Source organism: Mesorhizobium sp. W050 (assembly GCF_054719535.1).
Genome location: NZ_JBTTIH010000001.1, coordinates 428,968 through 444,308 on the forward strand (window position 1 = coordinate 428,968; position 15,341 = coordinate 444,308).

The 15,341-nt window shown below is 63.8% G+C and carries 16 protein-coding genes; 2 read left to right on the plus strand and 14 right to left on the minus strand.

The window, feature by feature from the left end; translation table 11 throughout:
* Positions 1 to 31 precede the first annotated feature (31 nt).
* A complete protein-coding gene (locus ACYG9Y_RS02030) occupies positions 32 to 400 on the plus strand; it encodes a cupin domain-containing protein (protein WP_081726812.1) in 369 nt (122 codons plus the stop codon).
* A gap of 23 nt (positions 401 to 423) precedes the next feature.
* Here the strand turns inward: ACYG9Y_RS02030 and ACYG9Y_RS02035 are convergent, their stop codons facing one another.
* The 12 genes from ACYG9Y_RS02035 to fliK all read right to left on the minus strand — a co-directional run bounded on the left by ACYG9Y_RS02035 (position 424) and on the right by fliK (position 11,712).
* Positions 424 to 2,067 carry an MFS transporter gene (locus ACYG9Y_RS02035; protein WP_023671898.1) on the minus strand — a complete coding sequence of 548 codons (1,644 nt, stop codon included), beginning with the start codon at positions 2,065 to 2,067 and terminating at the stop codon, positions 424 to 426.
* Positions 2,068 to 2,290: 223 nt separating this feature from the next.
* Positions 2,291 to 4,159: an asparagine synthase (glutamine-hydrolyzing) gene (gene asnB / locus ACYG9Y_RS02040; protein WP_023737667.1), complete on the minus strand. Its 1,869-nt coding sequence runs from the start codon at positions 4,157 to 4,159 to the stop codon at positions 2,291 to 2,293.
* Between the two features lie 71 nt (positions 4,160 to 4,230).
* Positions 4,231 to 4,497, minus strand: a complete 267-nt coding sequence (fliQ, locus tag ACYG9Y_RS02045) for a flagellar biosynthesis protein FliQ (RefSeq protein WP_023671896.1) — start codon at positions 4,495 to 4,497, stop codon at positions 4,231 to 4,233.
* Between the two features lie 24 nt (positions 4,498 to 4,521).
* Positions 4,522 to 4,929, minus strand: a complete 408-nt coding sequence (flgD, locus tag ACYG9Y_RS02050; protein ID WP_023671895.1) for a flagellar hook assembly protein FlgD — start codon at positions 4,927 to 4,929, stop codon at positions 4,522 to 4,524.
* A complete protein-coding gene (gene flbT / locus ACYG9Y_RS02055; RefSeq protein WP_023737668.1) occupies positions 4,929 to 5,372 on the minus strand; it encodes a flagellar biosynthesis repressor FlbT in 444 nt (147 codons plus the stop codon). Before flbT ends, flgD begins: the two co-directional genes overlap by 1 nt.
* The gene (flaF, locus tag ACYG9Y_RS02060; RefSeq protein ID WP_023671893.1) at positions 5,369 to 5,716 is read right to left on the minus strand and encodes a flagellar biosynthesis regulator FlaF; all 348 of its coding nucleotides are present in this window, start codon (positions 5,714 to 5,716) and stop codon (positions 5,369 to 5,371) included. Before flaF ends, flbT begins: the two co-directional genes overlap by 4 nt.
* Before the next feature lie 30 nt (positions 5,717 to 5,746).
* On the minus strand, positions 5,747 to 6,790 hold the full coding sequence (locus ACYG9Y_RS02065) for a flagellar hook-associated family protein (RefSeq protein WP_023737669.1): 1,044 nt from the start codon (positions 6,788 to 6,790) through the stop codon (positions 5,747 to 5,749).
* A gap of 3 nt (positions 6,791 to 6,793) precedes the next feature.
* Complete coding sequence (gene flgK, locus ACYG9Y_RS02070) at positions 6,794 to 8,248, minus strand: flagellar hook-associated protein FlgK (protein WP_023737670.1); 1,455 nt, start codon at positions 8,246 to 8,248, stop codon at positions 6,794 to 6,796.
* A 176-nt stretch (positions 8,249 to 8,424) separates the two neighbouring features.
* Positions 8,425 to 9,678 (minus strand): flagellar hook protein FlgE, encoded by a 1,254-nt coding sequence (locus ACYG9Y_RS02075; protein ID WP_023671890.1) that lies wholly within the window; start codon positions 9,676 to 9,678, stop codon positions 8,425 to 8,427.
* Between the two features lie 91 nt (positions 9,679 to 9,769).
* On the minus strand, positions 9,770 to 10,438 hold the full coding sequence (locus ACYG9Y_RS02080; protein WP_023683295.1) for a response regulator transcription factor: 669 nt from the start codon (positions 10,436 to 10,438) through the stop codon (positions 9,770 to 9,772).
* A 220-nt stretch (positions 10,439 to 10,658) separates the two neighbouring features.
* Positions 10,659 to 11,246 (minus strand): transglycosylase SLT domain-containing protein, encoded by a 588-nt coding sequence (locus ACYG9Y_RS02085; protein ID WP_444849031.1) that lies wholly within the window; start codon positions 11,244 to 11,246, stop codon positions 10,659 to 10,661.
* The gene (fliK, locus tag ACYG9Y_RS02090) at positions 11,179 to 11,712 is read right to left on the minus strand and encodes a flagellar hook-length control protein FliK (protein WP_198018608.1); all 534 of its coding nucleotides are present in this window, start codon (positions 11,710 to 11,712) and stop codon (positions 11,179 to 11,181) included. Before fliK ends, ACYG9Y_RS02085 begins: the two co-directional genes overlap by 68 nt.
* 453 nt (positions 11,713 to 12,165) lie before the next feature.
* On the opposite strand from fliK, the gene ACYG9Y_RS02095 reads away from it, so the two are divergent.
* Positions 12,166 to 12,498, plus strand: a complete 333-nt coding sequence (locus tag ACYG9Y_RS02095) for a hypothetical protein (protein WP_198018609.1) — start codon at positions 12,166 to 12,168, stop codon at positions 12,496 to 12,498.
* Between the two features lie 59 nt (positions 12,499 to 12,557).
* On the opposite strand, the gene ACYG9Y_RS02100 is transcribed toward ACYG9Y_RS02095, so the two are convergent.
* Positions 12,558 to 13,988: a chemotaxis protein gene (locus ACYG9Y_RS02100; protein ID WP_023737673.1), complete on the minus strand. Its 1,431-nt coding sequence runs from the start codon at positions 13,986 to 13,988 to the stop codon at positions 12,558 to 12,560.
* Positions 13,985 to 15,331: a MotB family protein gene (locus tag ACYG9Y_RS02105; protein WP_023737674.1), complete on the minus strand. Its 1,347-nt coding sequence runs from the start codon at positions 15,329 to 15,331 to the stop codon at positions 13,985 to 13,987. The genes ACYG9Y_RS02100 and ACYG9Y_RS02105 overlap by 4 nt, the downstream gene beginning before the upstream one ends.
* Positions 15,332 to 15,341: the final 10 nt, after the last annotated feature.

The following is a 15,341-nucleotide window of genomic DNA, read 5'->3' on the forward strand; positions in this document are numbered from 1 at the left end:
GCAGACACCTTTCCTGGAATTGCTCTTATCCATGGAGCTAGACTTGATCGATCTTTCGACCTTCCACGATCTCGCCAAGGCCGAGATCGGCGCGTTCTCTCCTAAGCCAACCTCGATTGAAGGGGATCAGGTCGAGGCCGTGCGCTCATTCTTTCAATCGCCGGACGGGACTGTCGATGTCGGCATCTGGGAATGCACGCCCGGCCGCTTCACCGCCGATCGTTCGGACTCGTCGGAGATCTGCCACATCATTTCGGGGCGCGTGGAACTGAGCCGCATCGATGGCGAGGTGCGGGAACTCGGTCCGGGCGATCTCCTCGTCCTGCCGCAGGGCTGGAAGGGCGAGTGGCTGATACGCGAGACCACGCGCAAGCTCTACATGATCCAGAGCGCCGGCTGACCGGCGCTACGGCTATGGCGAGCTCAGTGATCGATCGGCCCCTTCGGCGAGACCAGCGCGGTGCCGGCGGTCGTCGGGCGCTCGATCAGGCGGCGCACGCGCGGCGGTTCGTCGCCGCTGTGCAGCGCCCGCACCCGCTCGCCGACGACGGCGTCGGCATGGGTGGCGCGCCGGTTGTGGCGGATGTATTCCAGCCAGGTCGGCGTGTGGTAGTGTTCGATCCAGACTGCGGGATTTTCTAGGTCCCGAGCCAGCGTCCAGTTGCGGGCGCCGTCGCGGCGGCGGATGCGCCCGCGCTCGGCCATGGTGGCGAGGAATTCGGGCACATCTTCGTCGCGGATAATGTACTCTATCATGATGGCGATGGGGCCGCTGCGCGGCTTCAGGTCGAGGCCGAGATGCGGCTCTTTGAAGCGGTTGAGCGGGTCGAGGTTGAGAGTCGTCTGCTGCGGCAGCGGCAGGAACAGGCCGATGGCGCCGCCAACAAGCATCGCGATGGCCGCCGCAATCAGCGCGGTTTCGGCGCCATGCGCATCGGCAACGACGCCCCAGATCCAGCTGCCCAGCGCAATGCCGCCGAAGGTCGCCGTCTGGTAGACCGACAGCACCCGGCCGACGACCCAGCGCGGCGTCGACATCTGCACCGTGACGTTGAAATGCGACAGCGCGATCACCCAGCAGGCGCCGCCGATGAGCAAACCCGCCGCAGTCTGCCAGGCATTGAGGCTGATGGCGGCATTGAAGGCGCAGACGGCAAAGCCGGCGAAGGCCATCCGCACCATCGTTTCGCTGGACAGCAATTGTCTGAGACGCACGCTTATCAGCGCGCCGCCGACGGCGCCGATGCCGAAGGCGCCGAGCATGATGCCGTAGGTCAAGGCATCGCCCTTGACGACGTCGCGCGCCACCAGCGGCAGCAGCGCCAAAACCGCGCCGGCGCTGAAGCCGAAGGCGGAGCCCCTGACCAGCACCTTGCCGATATTGGGCGACATGGCGACATAGCGCAGGCCGGCGCCCATGGCGGCGCCCAGCGTCTCGCGCGGTAGCGTCGAGACCGGCAGCTCCGGCTTCCAGCGGAATAGCACGATGATGAGACCTATATAGCTCAGCGCATTCGCGGCGAACGCAGCAGCCGCACCAGCGGCGGCAACGATGATGCCGCCGATCGCCGGGCCGACGCTGCGTGTCAGGTTGAAGCCCAGTGAATTGAGTGCAACCGCGGCCGGCAGCTTGTTGCGCGGTACCATGTCGCCGACCGATGCCTGCCAGGACGGGTTGTTGAGCGCCGTGCCGCTGTCGATCAGGAAGGTGAAGGCAAGCAGCGTCCACGGCGTCATCCAGCCGTTCCAGGTGAACAGCGTTAGAAGTGCAGAGACGACCAGCATGAAGATTTGGGCGATCAGCATCACCTTGCGCCGGTTGAAGCTGTCGGCGATGGCGCCGGCGACGAGTGCAAACAGCATGATCGGCAGAGTGGCCGAGGCCTGGACCAGCGCCACCTGATAGGGCGACGTGGCGATGGTGGTCATCATCCAGGCGGCGCCGACGCCCTGGATCAGGCCACCGAAATTCGACACCAGGCTGGCCGACCAGACGGCGCGGAAGATGCCGTGCCGGAACGGCGCCAGCGCCGAGACGCGTTCGCTGTCCGGCTCGTCATCGATCATTGGACCTGTCCCACCTTCACGTGCTGGTTTCGTCCGCCGGGACGACAATCATGGCATCCGTTTGAAATAGAGCACGACATCCAAAAGGGCGAACGCGTCTTCGAAAAAGATCATGGTCCAACAACAGGATAGCAAGGCGAAAATACGTCAGCCGGGAAGGGTCCGCTACCCAGAGCGATGTTCTCATTGGTCCACTGCGCGGGGCTGTCGGCCGCGCGCGAAGTCAGCTTCTGTCCCGGGCAGCGGCATGCAAGGCTTCGGTCAGCGTGCTTGGCGTCTCGCCGCCGGCGTGAAGGCGCAGGAAAAGCTCCATGCCGACAAGCCGCAGCCTGGATGGTTGCTCGCGCCGCGCGAGCTGGACCATGTCCTCCAAATTCGCGGCGGGCCATTTCAAGGCATCGCGCAGGAAACCGCCGCGCAGCAAAGTCTCCGTGCCGGCCGAAAATTGCGACGACATCTCGAAGCCGATCTTGCGCGCATGGACGTTCTGGCGCGGAATATGCTTTTCAGCGACCTTTCGCAAAAGCCATTTTCCTGTTTTGTCGCGGTATTTCTGCCGCCTCGGCAAATGGATGGCGAAGTCGATCAGGCGGTTTTCCAGGAACGGGACCCGCAGTTCCACGGACGCTGCCATGCTCAGCCGGTCGTGCCGGTGCAGTATGTCCTGCAGATGCGAATAGAGGTCGTAGAGGCAACTACCGAGAAAGGCGCGATCCGCGGGCGGCGTCACCGGCTCCAGCCGGTCGAAGATCTCGGTTTGCAGGAAATTCAGCTCCGGCGACAAAGCACGCAGGACCATGCTGCGATCCATTTGTGAGTGGCTTCCAGCCGAGACCTTGTAGGGGGCATGACGCTGTTGCTCGAATCTCCGGTCGAGCGAGCGCTTCGAATGGACCAGGCGCCGGGGCCACGACCAGGAACGCCACTTCTTCATGCTCAAGGCCTGCAATGGGTAGCCGCCAAACAATTCGTCTGCGCCTTCGCCGGTGAGCAGCACCTTGACGCCATCGGCCCGGCATTGTTCGGCAAGCGCCAGCAGCGCGACATGGCTGGCGTGCCAGCCATCGCTTTCAAGATGCCAGATTACCCTTGGCCAAAGTTCGAAAAACCGGTTCCTGTCGACCGGCACCCGGCGCAAGGGCACGCCGACATGGCGGCCGGTGCGTTCGGCGTCTTCGGCCTCGCTGTTGCCGAGCTGCGGGTCGACGACATAACCGTGGACTTCCGGCCTGAACCGCTTTGCCAGCGCCGTTATCAGGCCGGAGTCGACACCGCTGCTGCAGGCGGTGGCAACGCTGGTATCGGCGATGCAGTGAAGCCCGACGCTGTCCTTGAGCAACGCCTCGAGCGTCGCCATGTGCTCAGCATCAGAGGATACGTCACCGGTAATGCGCGCGGTCTCCAGCACGTCCAGCACATGCCAGAAGCTGCGCTTCTCGATACCCTGGTCGGTGATCTTCCACAGGCCGGCGGGCGGCAGGCGCTCGATGCGGTCGAACAGGCTGTAGCTGGAATCGCGGCTCTGCCAGGCCAACCGCAAGGTCATCTCGCGGCTGTCGATGTCGCGCGGAAAACCGTCGCAGGCGAGGATCGCCTTGTCCTCCGAGGCGAACAGGATTCGCTCCGGCGTGTCGGCCACCGACATCGGCTTGATTCCAAGACGGTCACGCGCAAGCCACAGCGCACTGTTGCGAGCGTCGAAATAGGCGAAGGAAAACATGCCGTCGAACAGCGGCACGGCTTTTTCGGGACCCCAGTGATGCAACGCTTCGAGCACCACTTCGGCATCGCAGATGGTTCGAAAGACGACGCCTTGCGCCTGCAGCGTTTCGCGCAGCGAGCGGTAATTGTAGACCTCGCCATTGTAGACGAGAACGCCATCGCCGGAAGAAGTCAGCATCGGCTCACGGGCGGCGGGCGAGGGATCGATGATGGTCAGTCGGCGGTGGCCGAGGGCCAGCCGATTGTTGTGCCAGCTGTCATGATCGTCGGGGCCGCGATGTACCAGCGCCTGCATCATGCTGGCGACATCCGACAGGTCGTTGGCGTCGATCGGGTTTCGTTTGCGCCAGACGCCGGCTATTCCGCACATGGCCTGCCGGTGAGTTCTGCCTGAGTCATGGCCTGCAATCTAGCCGGAACACAGCCGCCTGCAAGCGCTGCCTAGAACCCGTTTTCGATGCGCTCGAAGATGACGTTGGTGAAGGCCGAGATCTGGCTGCCGATGAACGGACCGGTCAGCGCCACGACCAGCATGATGGCCACGATCTTGGGCACGAAGGTCAGGGTGATTTCCTGGATCTGGGTCAGGGCCTGGATCAGGGCAATGCCGATGCCGACCACCATGGCGACCAGCACCACCGGCGCGGAAGCGACAAGCACCGTCCATACCGCGTACTGGACGATGTCGAGTGCGTCGGCCTCGTTCATGTGAGCGCGCCTCTATGGAACTGTCTAGCTGGCCGGCTTTATCGAAACGCCCGCGCCGACCGGCACTTCGGTGCCGTTCTGCAACACGGCGATCACGCCGTTGCTTGCAAGCTTGACCGAGGCCACGACGCCGGTCGTCTTGCCGTCGGCCGAGGTGATCGAGCGGCCGATCAAGGCATCGGCCTGCGACAGCGCCGAGGACTGCATGATCTGGTCGAGCTTGGTGTTGGTCTGCACCGATTGCTCTACCTGCGAGAAGGTGGCGAGCTGGGCGACATACTGTGTCGAATCCATCGGTTTCGTCGGATCCTGGTTCTTCATCTCGGCGATCAACAGCTTCAGGAACGACTGGTAGTCGACCGCTGTCTTCGACGTCTGCTGGGTGCCCTGGTTGGCGCCCGTGGGGATCGTCGTCGTCATGTCCACATTCATCAGTATTGTGCTCCCACGGCCAGCGGGCGCTTCGCACCCTGAACATCGTCATTGCCGCCAAGTGCGTGGCGTTCGAGCGGATAAAGCGCACGGATAGCCTTCAGCGCTTCATAGATATGGTCTTCGCCGACCATGCGGTCGATCTGCTTCAGCGCGCCACTGATCTGCTCGTCCTCGAAGCTTGCCAAAAGCAAGGGCAGCGAGCGGCGGAACATGGCGCGCGCCTCGATGGCGCCGGCCGGGTTCATCAGCATCACCTGCAGGATGAAATAGAGCTGCTTGAGCGGCGTCGAGGCGTCGTCGGCCTGGATGACATGGTTCTCAAGCAGGAACTGTACGTCGTTCATCAGCTCGACGGTGACCTTGCGGTCGACGCGGATGACGGCGCCGTTGATGTAGATCTTCTCGTTCGGCTTCAGCGATATCTTCAGCGTGTTGGTCATTGAATGCCGTCCCGGATGATCTGGGACACTTCGATCAGCCCTTCGAAATTGTCGGTGCGGCCCTGGCGGATGTCCTCGGCCTCGCGCAGCAGCCACAGGCCGATGGAGATGAGGTTGGCGCGCAGTTCCTTGGGCAGGACATTGTCGCTGGAACCGAGATCCTCGACGAAGGTGGTCCAGACCCGGTTGGTGAAGTGCAGCGCCTCGACCGCTTCCATCGAGGTGTGGCCGACCGCCGCCGCCGCCGCCAGCATTTCGATCGAGCGGGTCAAAAGCTGCCGCTCGCGATCTTTCGCATCGGCAACGGAGTCTGTCTGGATGTCGGCGTAGGAGAATTGGTACATCGTTTGGCTCTACCGTTGCAGTTGAGATTGTCAGGTCAGGTAGTTCAGCAGGCTCATCTGCTGCAGGCGCGCGGTCAGCGCGAAGGACGTCTCGATATGCTGCGTCAGATCCGCGACGCGGGTGGCTGCCTCGGCGGGGTCGACGCCTTCCAGATCGAGAATATGGCGCTCGAACAGGTCGACCTGCGTCTTCATGCGGTCGCTGGCGTCGGAGACCCGCTTCTCGGCAAGGCCGGTCTCGGCCTGCAGTTGCCCTAGCCCGCCCAGCGCCTCGCCGACCATCGCCTGGGCGCGGCCGACAACGGCGGTCTTCGCCGCCTGGCTGATATTGCCGGAGAGCAGGCCGGTGATCAGGGCGGAAGCCATGGCGAGCTTGCGGATGCTGTCGTCATTGGCGCTGGCCGAGGTCTGGGTGGTTTCCCCCAGCGAAATGCGGCTGACGATCTGCTGGTCGGTGGCGTTCGACCAGTTGGCCTGCCAGCCGGCGCCCATGAACTGCGGCACGACATTGCTGGTGATGAAGCTATCCATCTGGGCGGCGGTGATGTTGGCGGCGAGCGGATCGGTCTGCGTGAAGCCGAAATACGACGAGAAGGAAGCGTCGAACGCCGCCTTGGCCGGCGAGCCGGCGGCGGTGAAATCGTCGATCGGCTTGACGTCGGTGTTGGTGCCGGCAAACAGATATTCGCCGTTGACGCTGGCGTTGAGGATAGAGGTCATCTGCTGCACGGCGGCCTTGCCGGCTTGCTGCGTGATGGTGCTCGAGGAATTGCCGGCGGCGGTCAGCGCGGTCAGCAAATTCTGCGCAGTGTCGGAAAGCTGGCCAAGCGCAGCCTGCGTCGAGGACAGCCGAGCGGTGACCAGCGAATTGGAATCGATGATGACGTTCAACCGGTCGAGGTCGCGCGAGAAGGTGACCGCCTGCGAGGTGCGCGCGCCGAGCGCCAGACCGACATCGGCGACGGTGCCGGTCGTCGATTCCTTAGTGGCTTTGACCAGTTCGCCCTGCATGCGCATCTGCTGATAGCGCGCGGCGTTGGAGAGAGCGGCTGAGGAGACGGATGTGGCTTTCATGGCTTATCCCACGGCATCGAGCAGGGCCGACAGCATGTCGTCGACGGTTTTCATCATGCGCGCCGAGGCCTGATAGGTGTGTTCGAGGTCGAGCAGCAGCGACATCTCCTGGTCGACATTGACGCCGGTGTCGTTGGACAGCGCCTCGGCGGTGCGCGATGCCAGCGCTTCCTTGGCGTCGGCGTTGCTCGAGGCCTGCTGGCGCTGGCCTTCGAACCAGCCAATGGCATTGGCGGCGTAGTCGGAGACGCTGGACGTCACGGTGATGCCGGCCGCAGCGTCGAAAGGCATCGGCTTGTCGAGCTTGTCGCCATAGCCGATCAAGAGCTGCGAGTAGGAGGCGTTGCCGGCGGTGTTGGCGATATAGGCCGCACCATTGGCGCCGCCGTCGCGCAGCAGCACCGGATTGCCGCCGACGCTCGGGTCCATTGCGGCGTTGACCTTGATCGAGCCGGCAACGCCGTCGATCAGTGTGCCGGCGGCCGGAATGGCGGGCGCACCCGACCAGGTGAACAGGCCGGTTCGGTCGGGCTGCGAAGGTGCTGTTTCGGCAAAGGCGGTGATGAGGCCGCGCGCGACTTCGTCGAGCTGGCTCTGCATCGTCGCCGCGACGCCGTCGCGCAAGGTGATGAGCCCGGCGAGCTTGCCGTCGGCGCTGGTGTTGCCGCCAGCCCCGGCGCTGACCGGCACATTGTCGATGTAGATGGTGTTGCCTGGTGTGCCGGCCGTGTAGCCCGCCGACGGGGTGAAACTTACCGAGCGCGGAATGGTCTCGAACAGTGTCGTGCCATCCTTGGTGGTGATGACCATGTCGTTGTCGCCACGCGTGAAGGTCGACACCGGCACATAGTCCGCGATCTTCTTCAGCAAAGCGTCGCGCTGGTCGAGCGCGTCGGATGCGTCGGTACCCGAACGGGTTGCGGAGATGACCGCCTTGTTGGCGTCCTGGAACTGACTAAGCAGCGAGTTGAGATCGTTAACCGCCGTTGATATCTCGCCATCGGCCTGGGTGCGGAAATCCTGGATCGCGTTGGTGCCGTCGTTCAGAGCGCGCACCACCTGCTGGGCCGCGTCGATGACGCTGGAGCCGAGGTTCTGGTTGGATGGCGTAGCGGCGTAAAGCTGCAGCGCGTTCTGCAGCTTGCCGATCGCGGTCGAGGCAGAGGAGGCGTTGTCGACGCCGTTGACGGCAACGGCGAGGCGGTCAATTCCGCTGTAAAGCGTGCTCTGGCCGCTCCATGCCGATTGCGCGCTAAGGTTCTGGCGAAACAGCAGGGCGTTGGTGGCGCGCTGGATCTCGACCGAGCGGGCGCCGGGCGCGCTGCTGACGACGACCGCCGTGCGGCGGGCATAGTCGGGGTTGCTGGCGTCGGCAATATTGCGGGAAAGGACGCTGGTCTGCTTCGATGTGGTCTGAAGCGACTGTTGGGCTATGGTCAATGCGGAAGTCAGCGACATGCGGGTCTTTCACGAGGCCAGTGGGGAGGGGATGACGTCTCTGCCCTGTCGGCGGCGTCGGCGTTCGGAAACCTGCAATTCCAGACCACCCCGGCCGGTTTGCCGGTGTGGCCTTGAATTCGAAATCCGCGCACCGCGCTGCTCTGGTTTGGGTTCATCCCACTAGTGCCCGTCGTTTATCTCTTCAGGTTGACAAGGACATCCATGAGGTCGGAACCGGTCTGGAACACTTTCGAGTTAGCGGTGTAGCTGCGCTGCGCCGCGATCATGTTGGTCAATTCCTCGGCGATATCGACGTTGGAATTTTCCAACGCGCCGGAGATGATGCTACCGAGCTTGCCTTCATTGGCGAAGCCGATGCGCACGGTCCCGGAGTCGGTGGACTGTGCATAGACATTGCCCGGCAGTGCGGTGAGGTTATCGGCGCTCTGGACGTCAGCCAGCGGGATCTTGAACAGCGGCTTGGTCGAGCCGTCCTGATACTGGGCGTAAATGACTCCGTCCTCGCCGATCTGGATCTTTTCGATCGTGCTGGGCGCGTTGCCGTTGACCTTGGCTTCGGAGACTGTGAAGCCGGTGCCGAGCTGAGTCAGCTTGGACAAATCGAGGTCGAGCGACGCACCGCCCGGTACGGGGATCGTTATGCTGTCGACCGCGCCGGTTAGCTTGCCGGTGGTGGTGTCGAAGGTCAGGTTGGCCGTGGCCAGCGCGCCGCCCGTATAGGGGAAGGATGTGCCCGGCGTCGCCTGGGACTGGTCGAACACAGAGACCGACCAGGCGCCGGTGCCGGTGTTGGTGAAATAGACGTCGAGCAGCTTCTTGTTGCCGAGATTGTCGTAGGTGACCATCGAGGACTTCGACGTGTATTCGGCGGTCGGGCTGTTGGTGGAAGGCAGCGGACCGGCGGGCGGCGTGGCGCCAGCCGGCAGATTGGCGTTGAAATTGCCTGTGGTGCTGGGCGTCGCCGTCATTTCCTGGTCGGAGATCTGGACCGGAACCAGCCCTTCGAAGCCGTTGGCGGTGGCTGCCGGCGTGCCGTTGGCGTAGCTGTATGCCATCAACTGGTAGCCGGCGGCGTTGACCAGCCTGCCCTGAGCGTCGGGAACGAATGCGCCGGCGCGGGTGAGGAAAGGCGTTCCGCTGGGGTCCTGGACGACGAAGAAACCGTTGCCGTTGACCGCAAGGTCGGAAACCGAGGTCGTGTACTGCAGCACGCCCTGGGCGCTGATGGCCGAGCGGATGGTGGTGTTGACGCCGCCGGAATTATAGGCGCCGCCGACCTGCGGCATGATCAGCGTCGAAAACTCGGCCGAGGATCGCTTGTAGCCGGTGGTGTCGGAATTGGCGATGTTGTCGGCTGTCGCCGAAAGGCGGTTGGCCTGCGCGTTCATGCCGGAAACGCCGGTCCGCATCATTCCGTAAAGGCTCATCGAACGTCTCCTCAATGCCCAACATCGTTGGGCCCATCTGTGGTCGCGAGGATATAATTTCTGTCTTGCGCGAGGCTGGCGCAGACCGCCATCAGAACACCAGCCGGTAGCCAAGGAAGCGCTTGGAATCTATCGGGTCCTGGCCGAGCTTTTCGCGCAGCTTCTTGCGCAATTTGGAGATGTGGCTCTCGACCACGTTCTCCTCGACCTCTTCGTCGAAGATGCCGTAGATGGCGTTGAAGACCTGGGTCTTGGTGACCCGGCGTCCGCGGTTGCTCGCCAGATATTCGAGGATGCGGCGTTCGCGACGCGGCAGAGGCAGCGGCTGGCCATCGATCTCGGGATCGCGGCCATCCATGAAGATGCGCATGGCGCCGATCTCGGTGTAGCTGACGTCCTCATGGGCGCGGCGGCGGATGGCGGTGATGCGGGCCAGGATCTCCCGAATATGGACCGGCTTGCGGATGACGTCGTCGACACCGCTCTCGAACAGCCGCAGCGTATTCTCGAGCGAGTGCTGTTCGCTCAGCGCAATGACCGGAGCGCCGGTGCGGTCGCGGATCTGGCGTGGCGAGATGGCGCCTTCGCGGCAGTCGCCAATGAGGAAGGCTCGGACCGATCGCAAATCCGTGTCGGCGGCCGATGTCACCCACTCGCCGAATTCACCGGACGCGAAGCCTGCACAGGCAACGCCCTCACGATCGAAAAGTGAATTGTAGCCTTCAGTTACGAGCTCTCGCTCGTCAACGATTACAATCATCGGCCCCGCCCCCGAATCAGATCATCTGCCCCGTGGGAAGAGCCGTAACCGGTGCCGGGAATCCTGAACAACCATCATTTCTTGTAGCTATTTTCTTGGGAGTTATTTCGAGTTTCGAAATAACCGCAATCAGGAGGTTGTATCGTTGGTTGCCGAACGGGTGACGTGGCACGTCACCCGCCGGGCGTGGATTTGCAGCCGTTCGCAAGAGATGATTCACCTAAGGGTTGCAAAAGTTGCGGGCGTTCGGGGTCCATTTGCCGAAGCCGGTGGCGACCATATTGGCGATGACGCGGCAGACATAGAATTTCTGCGCGGGGTCATTGTCGGGGCCGGCGTGGTAGCGGGCGACGGCCATCGACCAGCTGACATGACGCGCATGCAGGCTGGCCAGGAAGCGCGCGGCATAGTCGACATTCTGGCGCGGGTCGAGCATGTCGTCGACGCTGCGGAAATGCGCGGCGTGATAGTGATGGTTGATCTGCATGCAGCCGAGGTCGATCAGCGTCTTGCCCTCACGTCGGGCTGCTTCGAAGGCGGCTAGGGCCTCAGTGCGGCTCCTTGGAAATACCGCTTTTCCCTCTATATTCATGTCGTTAGGTTGCAAGCTACCCTTCTTGCCGGTCTCGGTCAGCCCGACCGCATAGAGGATGCCGGCGGGCACGCCATAGCGGTCGGCGGCACGCAAGATCTCGGGCTCGCAAGGGTTGGTGGCGGCGGTGGCCGGCTTGGTGGCGAGGCTAGATAAACATATCGTCGCCAGCGCGCTCGCGAGCAGGCGCGCCAGCGCGGCCGAATTCCTGGGCATCATCATTGCGGCTTCTTCCCGACTGCTGGCCGCCCGAACCCGTATTGTTGCCGCTCGAGTTTCCGGGCTGAAAAGCGGACTGGTCGCGGCCTTGCGGCATATGCGAGTTCGCTGCATCGCTGCGGGCCGCTGCGTGGATCGCTATCGAGGGTTGCAGGATGGTGACCTTGTCGACATCGAAGCCGAGCCCGCGCAACGACTTCACGATGGCGTCGCTGTCGGTGGCGAGACGGCGGTAAGCCTCATGGGTTTCGGGCTTCAATTCTATCGAAAGTTGTTCTCCGGAAAGCCTGAGACTGGCGGTGACCATGCCGAGCTCTGCCGGGTGAAGCTCGATCTTCAATATATGTGTCGGAACGGCAACAGAACCGGCCGTCTGGGCGGTCGTCGACGGCGTCGAAACCGCTTGCCGCAGGCCGCTATCCGAGGCCAGCGCGTCGATAAGCGCCGAAGTCGTCTGGTTCATCGGGCTTTGCGCCGGGGCCGGGAAACTCTGCTCGGCGACAATGTCGACGCGCGCAGCGAATGGCGGCTGTTTTCCCTGTGTGGACGATGCCGCGGAATGGGCTCCATCGACGGACTTCGCCGACGGCGCGGACCGTTTTGCCTCGGGTGCCGAAACGTCGCTTGCCGTCTGGTCCGCCGGTAGAGGAGGCGTCGGACCATCCTGATGCGGCAGTTTGCCGGACTGGAGCCCGATCGCGGGCAGCTTTTGCCCCTGATCCCGTGCTGATACGCTGGTACCGGTCTTGGCCCGTTCGGATCGCGTCGTCGTGTCGAGTCTGTCGTCAATGCCGGAAGCTGCGCGGTGTCTCTTCAGAGGCGACGTCTGTGCAGAAATGGCCTCGCCAGCGGGCGCCGGTTGCCCAGTCTGTCCATTCGTCGCGATGCCGTTCCCGCTTGTCCGGACCGTTGAGAAATGCCTGATATCGTGCAGCGCCAGCACCAATGGCAAATGATCCTGCAGCGGTCCTGCATCCGCGTCTCGTCCGGCCACTTCAGCGTCGTTGGATGGTTTGTCCGGGCCACTATCGGCATGTTCTTTTGCGGCCTTGCCGGCAGCGGATTTCGTCCCCGTCTTGCCAGACTGGGTGTGTGGGATTTCGCTTTTGCCGGGACCGGCAGGGCTGCGTTTGGCCCAATGCAGCTCGTGCGACGCGGCCTCAATTGCTCCCTGGCCTATCGGTGTCGGCGCATCGTCGTCGCCGCGCACCATGTCGCCGAAGCTTTTGTCGCCACCTTTGGCGTTTGAGGCCGACTGCTTCGATCCGGCGTGCGCGGGAGCCGGCAGGGCCTGGCCAACATTGGTGGTCATTTCGGGGCTGCTCCAAGCATCTGGTCGATCAAATCGAGCTGGTGACGCGTCCTCGCCATGGCGGCGTCGGTGGGATCGGTAGGCTCTACTGCGGCGGGGGCCGGCACCGATGCCGGCACGACCGGAGCCGCATCGCTGGCCGAGGCCACTGCAGGCGTTTCCGCCGCCTTTGCCTCTGGCGTGCTCGGTGCCTTCGCGGCCGGCTCACTTGCCGCCTTCGGTTGGTCGGTTGCGGGCTGTTCACTCGACGTTGTGGCGGCTGGCTGTTCCGGCATCGCGCCTTCGACCGGCGGCAGCTCTGGCTCGTCGGGTCTTTCCACGGCCGCGGTCTTGACCGGCTCCTGCCTGGCCGCGGCAGGTGCGGGCTTTTCGGCAGGCAGCGGCGCCGGCGGGGCGATGACTTCACCCGCCACGGCCTGCGCGGCATCGAGCAGGTCGCGGTCGCTTTGCGAAAGCTGGTTGCGATCGATCTTGTCCAGCTTGGCGCGGACCTCGCCGATGGTGCCGGACGTTACCGTGGACAGGCTGGAATAGAGCTGGGCGCGCGGATCGTCCTGATTGTGGATGCCGTCGCGGCCCCGTTCAGCCCTGGCCGAGGCGAAGGCGGAGAGATCGGCAAAGCCGTCGATCGCGGCGCGGCGGGCGATGCGCAGATAGATCACCTTCTCGCGCTCGGGATCCATCATTGCGGTGATGTCGGCGAGCTTGTCCTGGCTGATTGCCATGTGCAGCGTGATGACGCCGGAGACGAATGCGTCGGCGAACTGGCTGGCATAGGGCGAATAGAGGTAGTCTTCGACATATTGGGTTGAGGCAAGCGCGAAACGCGCACCGTCGCCTTGCGCGGCGGCGATGCCGACCGAGCGGCGCAGCGCTGCTTCCTCGACCAGCGTGCCGGGGCTGAGCAGGCGAGCATCGTCGAGCAGCGCAAGCGCGCTGACCGGTTGCTCGGTGGCGAGAAGCGAGCCCTTGACCAGCGCCAGAAAGGCACCGAGATCGGGGGGCAGGGTCATCGGATCGATCGGCTTCAGCGCCTCGATCGCAGCCGCCGGCCGGCCGTTCAGATAATCGACGATGCCCTTGGCGATGGTCAGGCTTTGCGGGTCGGTCTTGGCGCGCGACACCGCCGCCTCGACGGTGACGGGGTTGCCGCCACTCATGCCATAGACCAGCAAGGCGCGAAAATTCTTCGGGTCGCTGAAATCATCTGCGTCCGCCGCGCGCAGCCTTGTGTCGGCCATTTCGAGCAGCTTGGCCTGCATCGGCAGCGCGGCGTGATCGCCGGCGGCGATGCGGTCCTGCACAAGCTGCAGCGAGCGCACCAGCTGATAGGGCTGCAAGCCGTCCTCGGCGAAGGCCGATGGCGGATGGACAGCGCTCAGCAGCAGCAGCCCGACGGCGCGGCCGATGATCGCGGCGCGCCTCATCCGTCGGTCGCCATCAGGATTTCGATGCGGCGGTTCGCGGCCGCCATCGGGTCGGCTGCAATTTTCGGCTCGCGATCGGCGAAGCCGGCGACCTCGGTGATGCGGCGCTCGTCGACGCCGCCGCGCACCAGCATGTAATAGGCGGAATGGGCGCGCGCCGTGGACAGCCGCCAATTGTCGTAAGTGTCGCTGCGGAACGGCCGCGCGTCGGTGTGGCCGTTGATGCTGATCGTGCCTTTCTGCTCGTTGACGATGCGGCCGATCTTTTCCATCGCCAGCACCAGTTCACGCCTAGGCACCGCCGATCCGATCTCGAACATGCCGAAATCGAACTGGTCCGTGATCGAAATGACGACACCCTTGTCGGTGGCTTCGACGGAGACGCCATTATGCAATTTGTCGCCTGGCTTGAAGGCCTCGGCCAGTTCCTGCTTGACCTGCGCCGCGGCTCTAACAGTGGCGGCCGTCGGCGCCTTTTCCGCGGCTTCGGGTTTGGGTGCGGGTTGTGCTTCGGCAGCTTCGGCCTTTGCAATCTGGGCCTTCGCTGCTTCAGCCTTGGCCTCTGCCTTGGCTTCAGCCTTGGTCAGTGGCTTATCGGAAACGGATTTCGCCAGCGGCTCGAGCGGCGCCGCGGCCACTGGCGGCGCGGCCGGCACGGCCTTCACCTCCGCCACTTGCGTCTGTGCCGCCTTGTCACCCGGCTTCAGCGGATCGCCTTCGATCTTGCTGCGTTCGGCGGTGGCTTCGGCGCCTGGTGCAGCCACCTGCTGCGACCAGAAATCCGGCGCGAACGGGTCGCGGTAGGATTGGCCACCGGATGCGCCGGTAGCCGGGCCGGACGCCTGCGCGCCGCCATCGCCCTTCTCGCTGACATTTTGCATGACGCCGGTGTCGGTGGCGATTTCCGACAGCACCGCATAGGGATCGGCAAACAGATGCTCGTCGGAAAGATCGGTCTTCGGCGCCGATTCCTTCGATTGCTTCTTGTCCGAGGTGCCGGCGCCGCCGATGCCGTCCTGTCCCGCCTTGCTGGTCTTGTCCCGCGGGTCGTCCGCCGTCAGCCCGACCTTGCTCGGGCCATCGCCGAGGTCTTCGAGGCCCTTGCGGCTGGCGTTGCGATCGACCAGCTTGACCGGATTGAAGTAGCTGGCAACCGCCGCCTTGGTCTGCTCGTTGGCGGCGTTGATCAGCCACATGACGAGGAAGAAGCACATCATGGCGGTCATGAAATCGGCAAAGGCAATCTTCCAGACGCCGCCATGGTGGGCGTCGTCGTGGTCGTCGTGATTGCGCCGCACGATGATGATCTCGTGCCTGGCGTCTGCGGCCTCGACAACGCTCATGACGTCCACT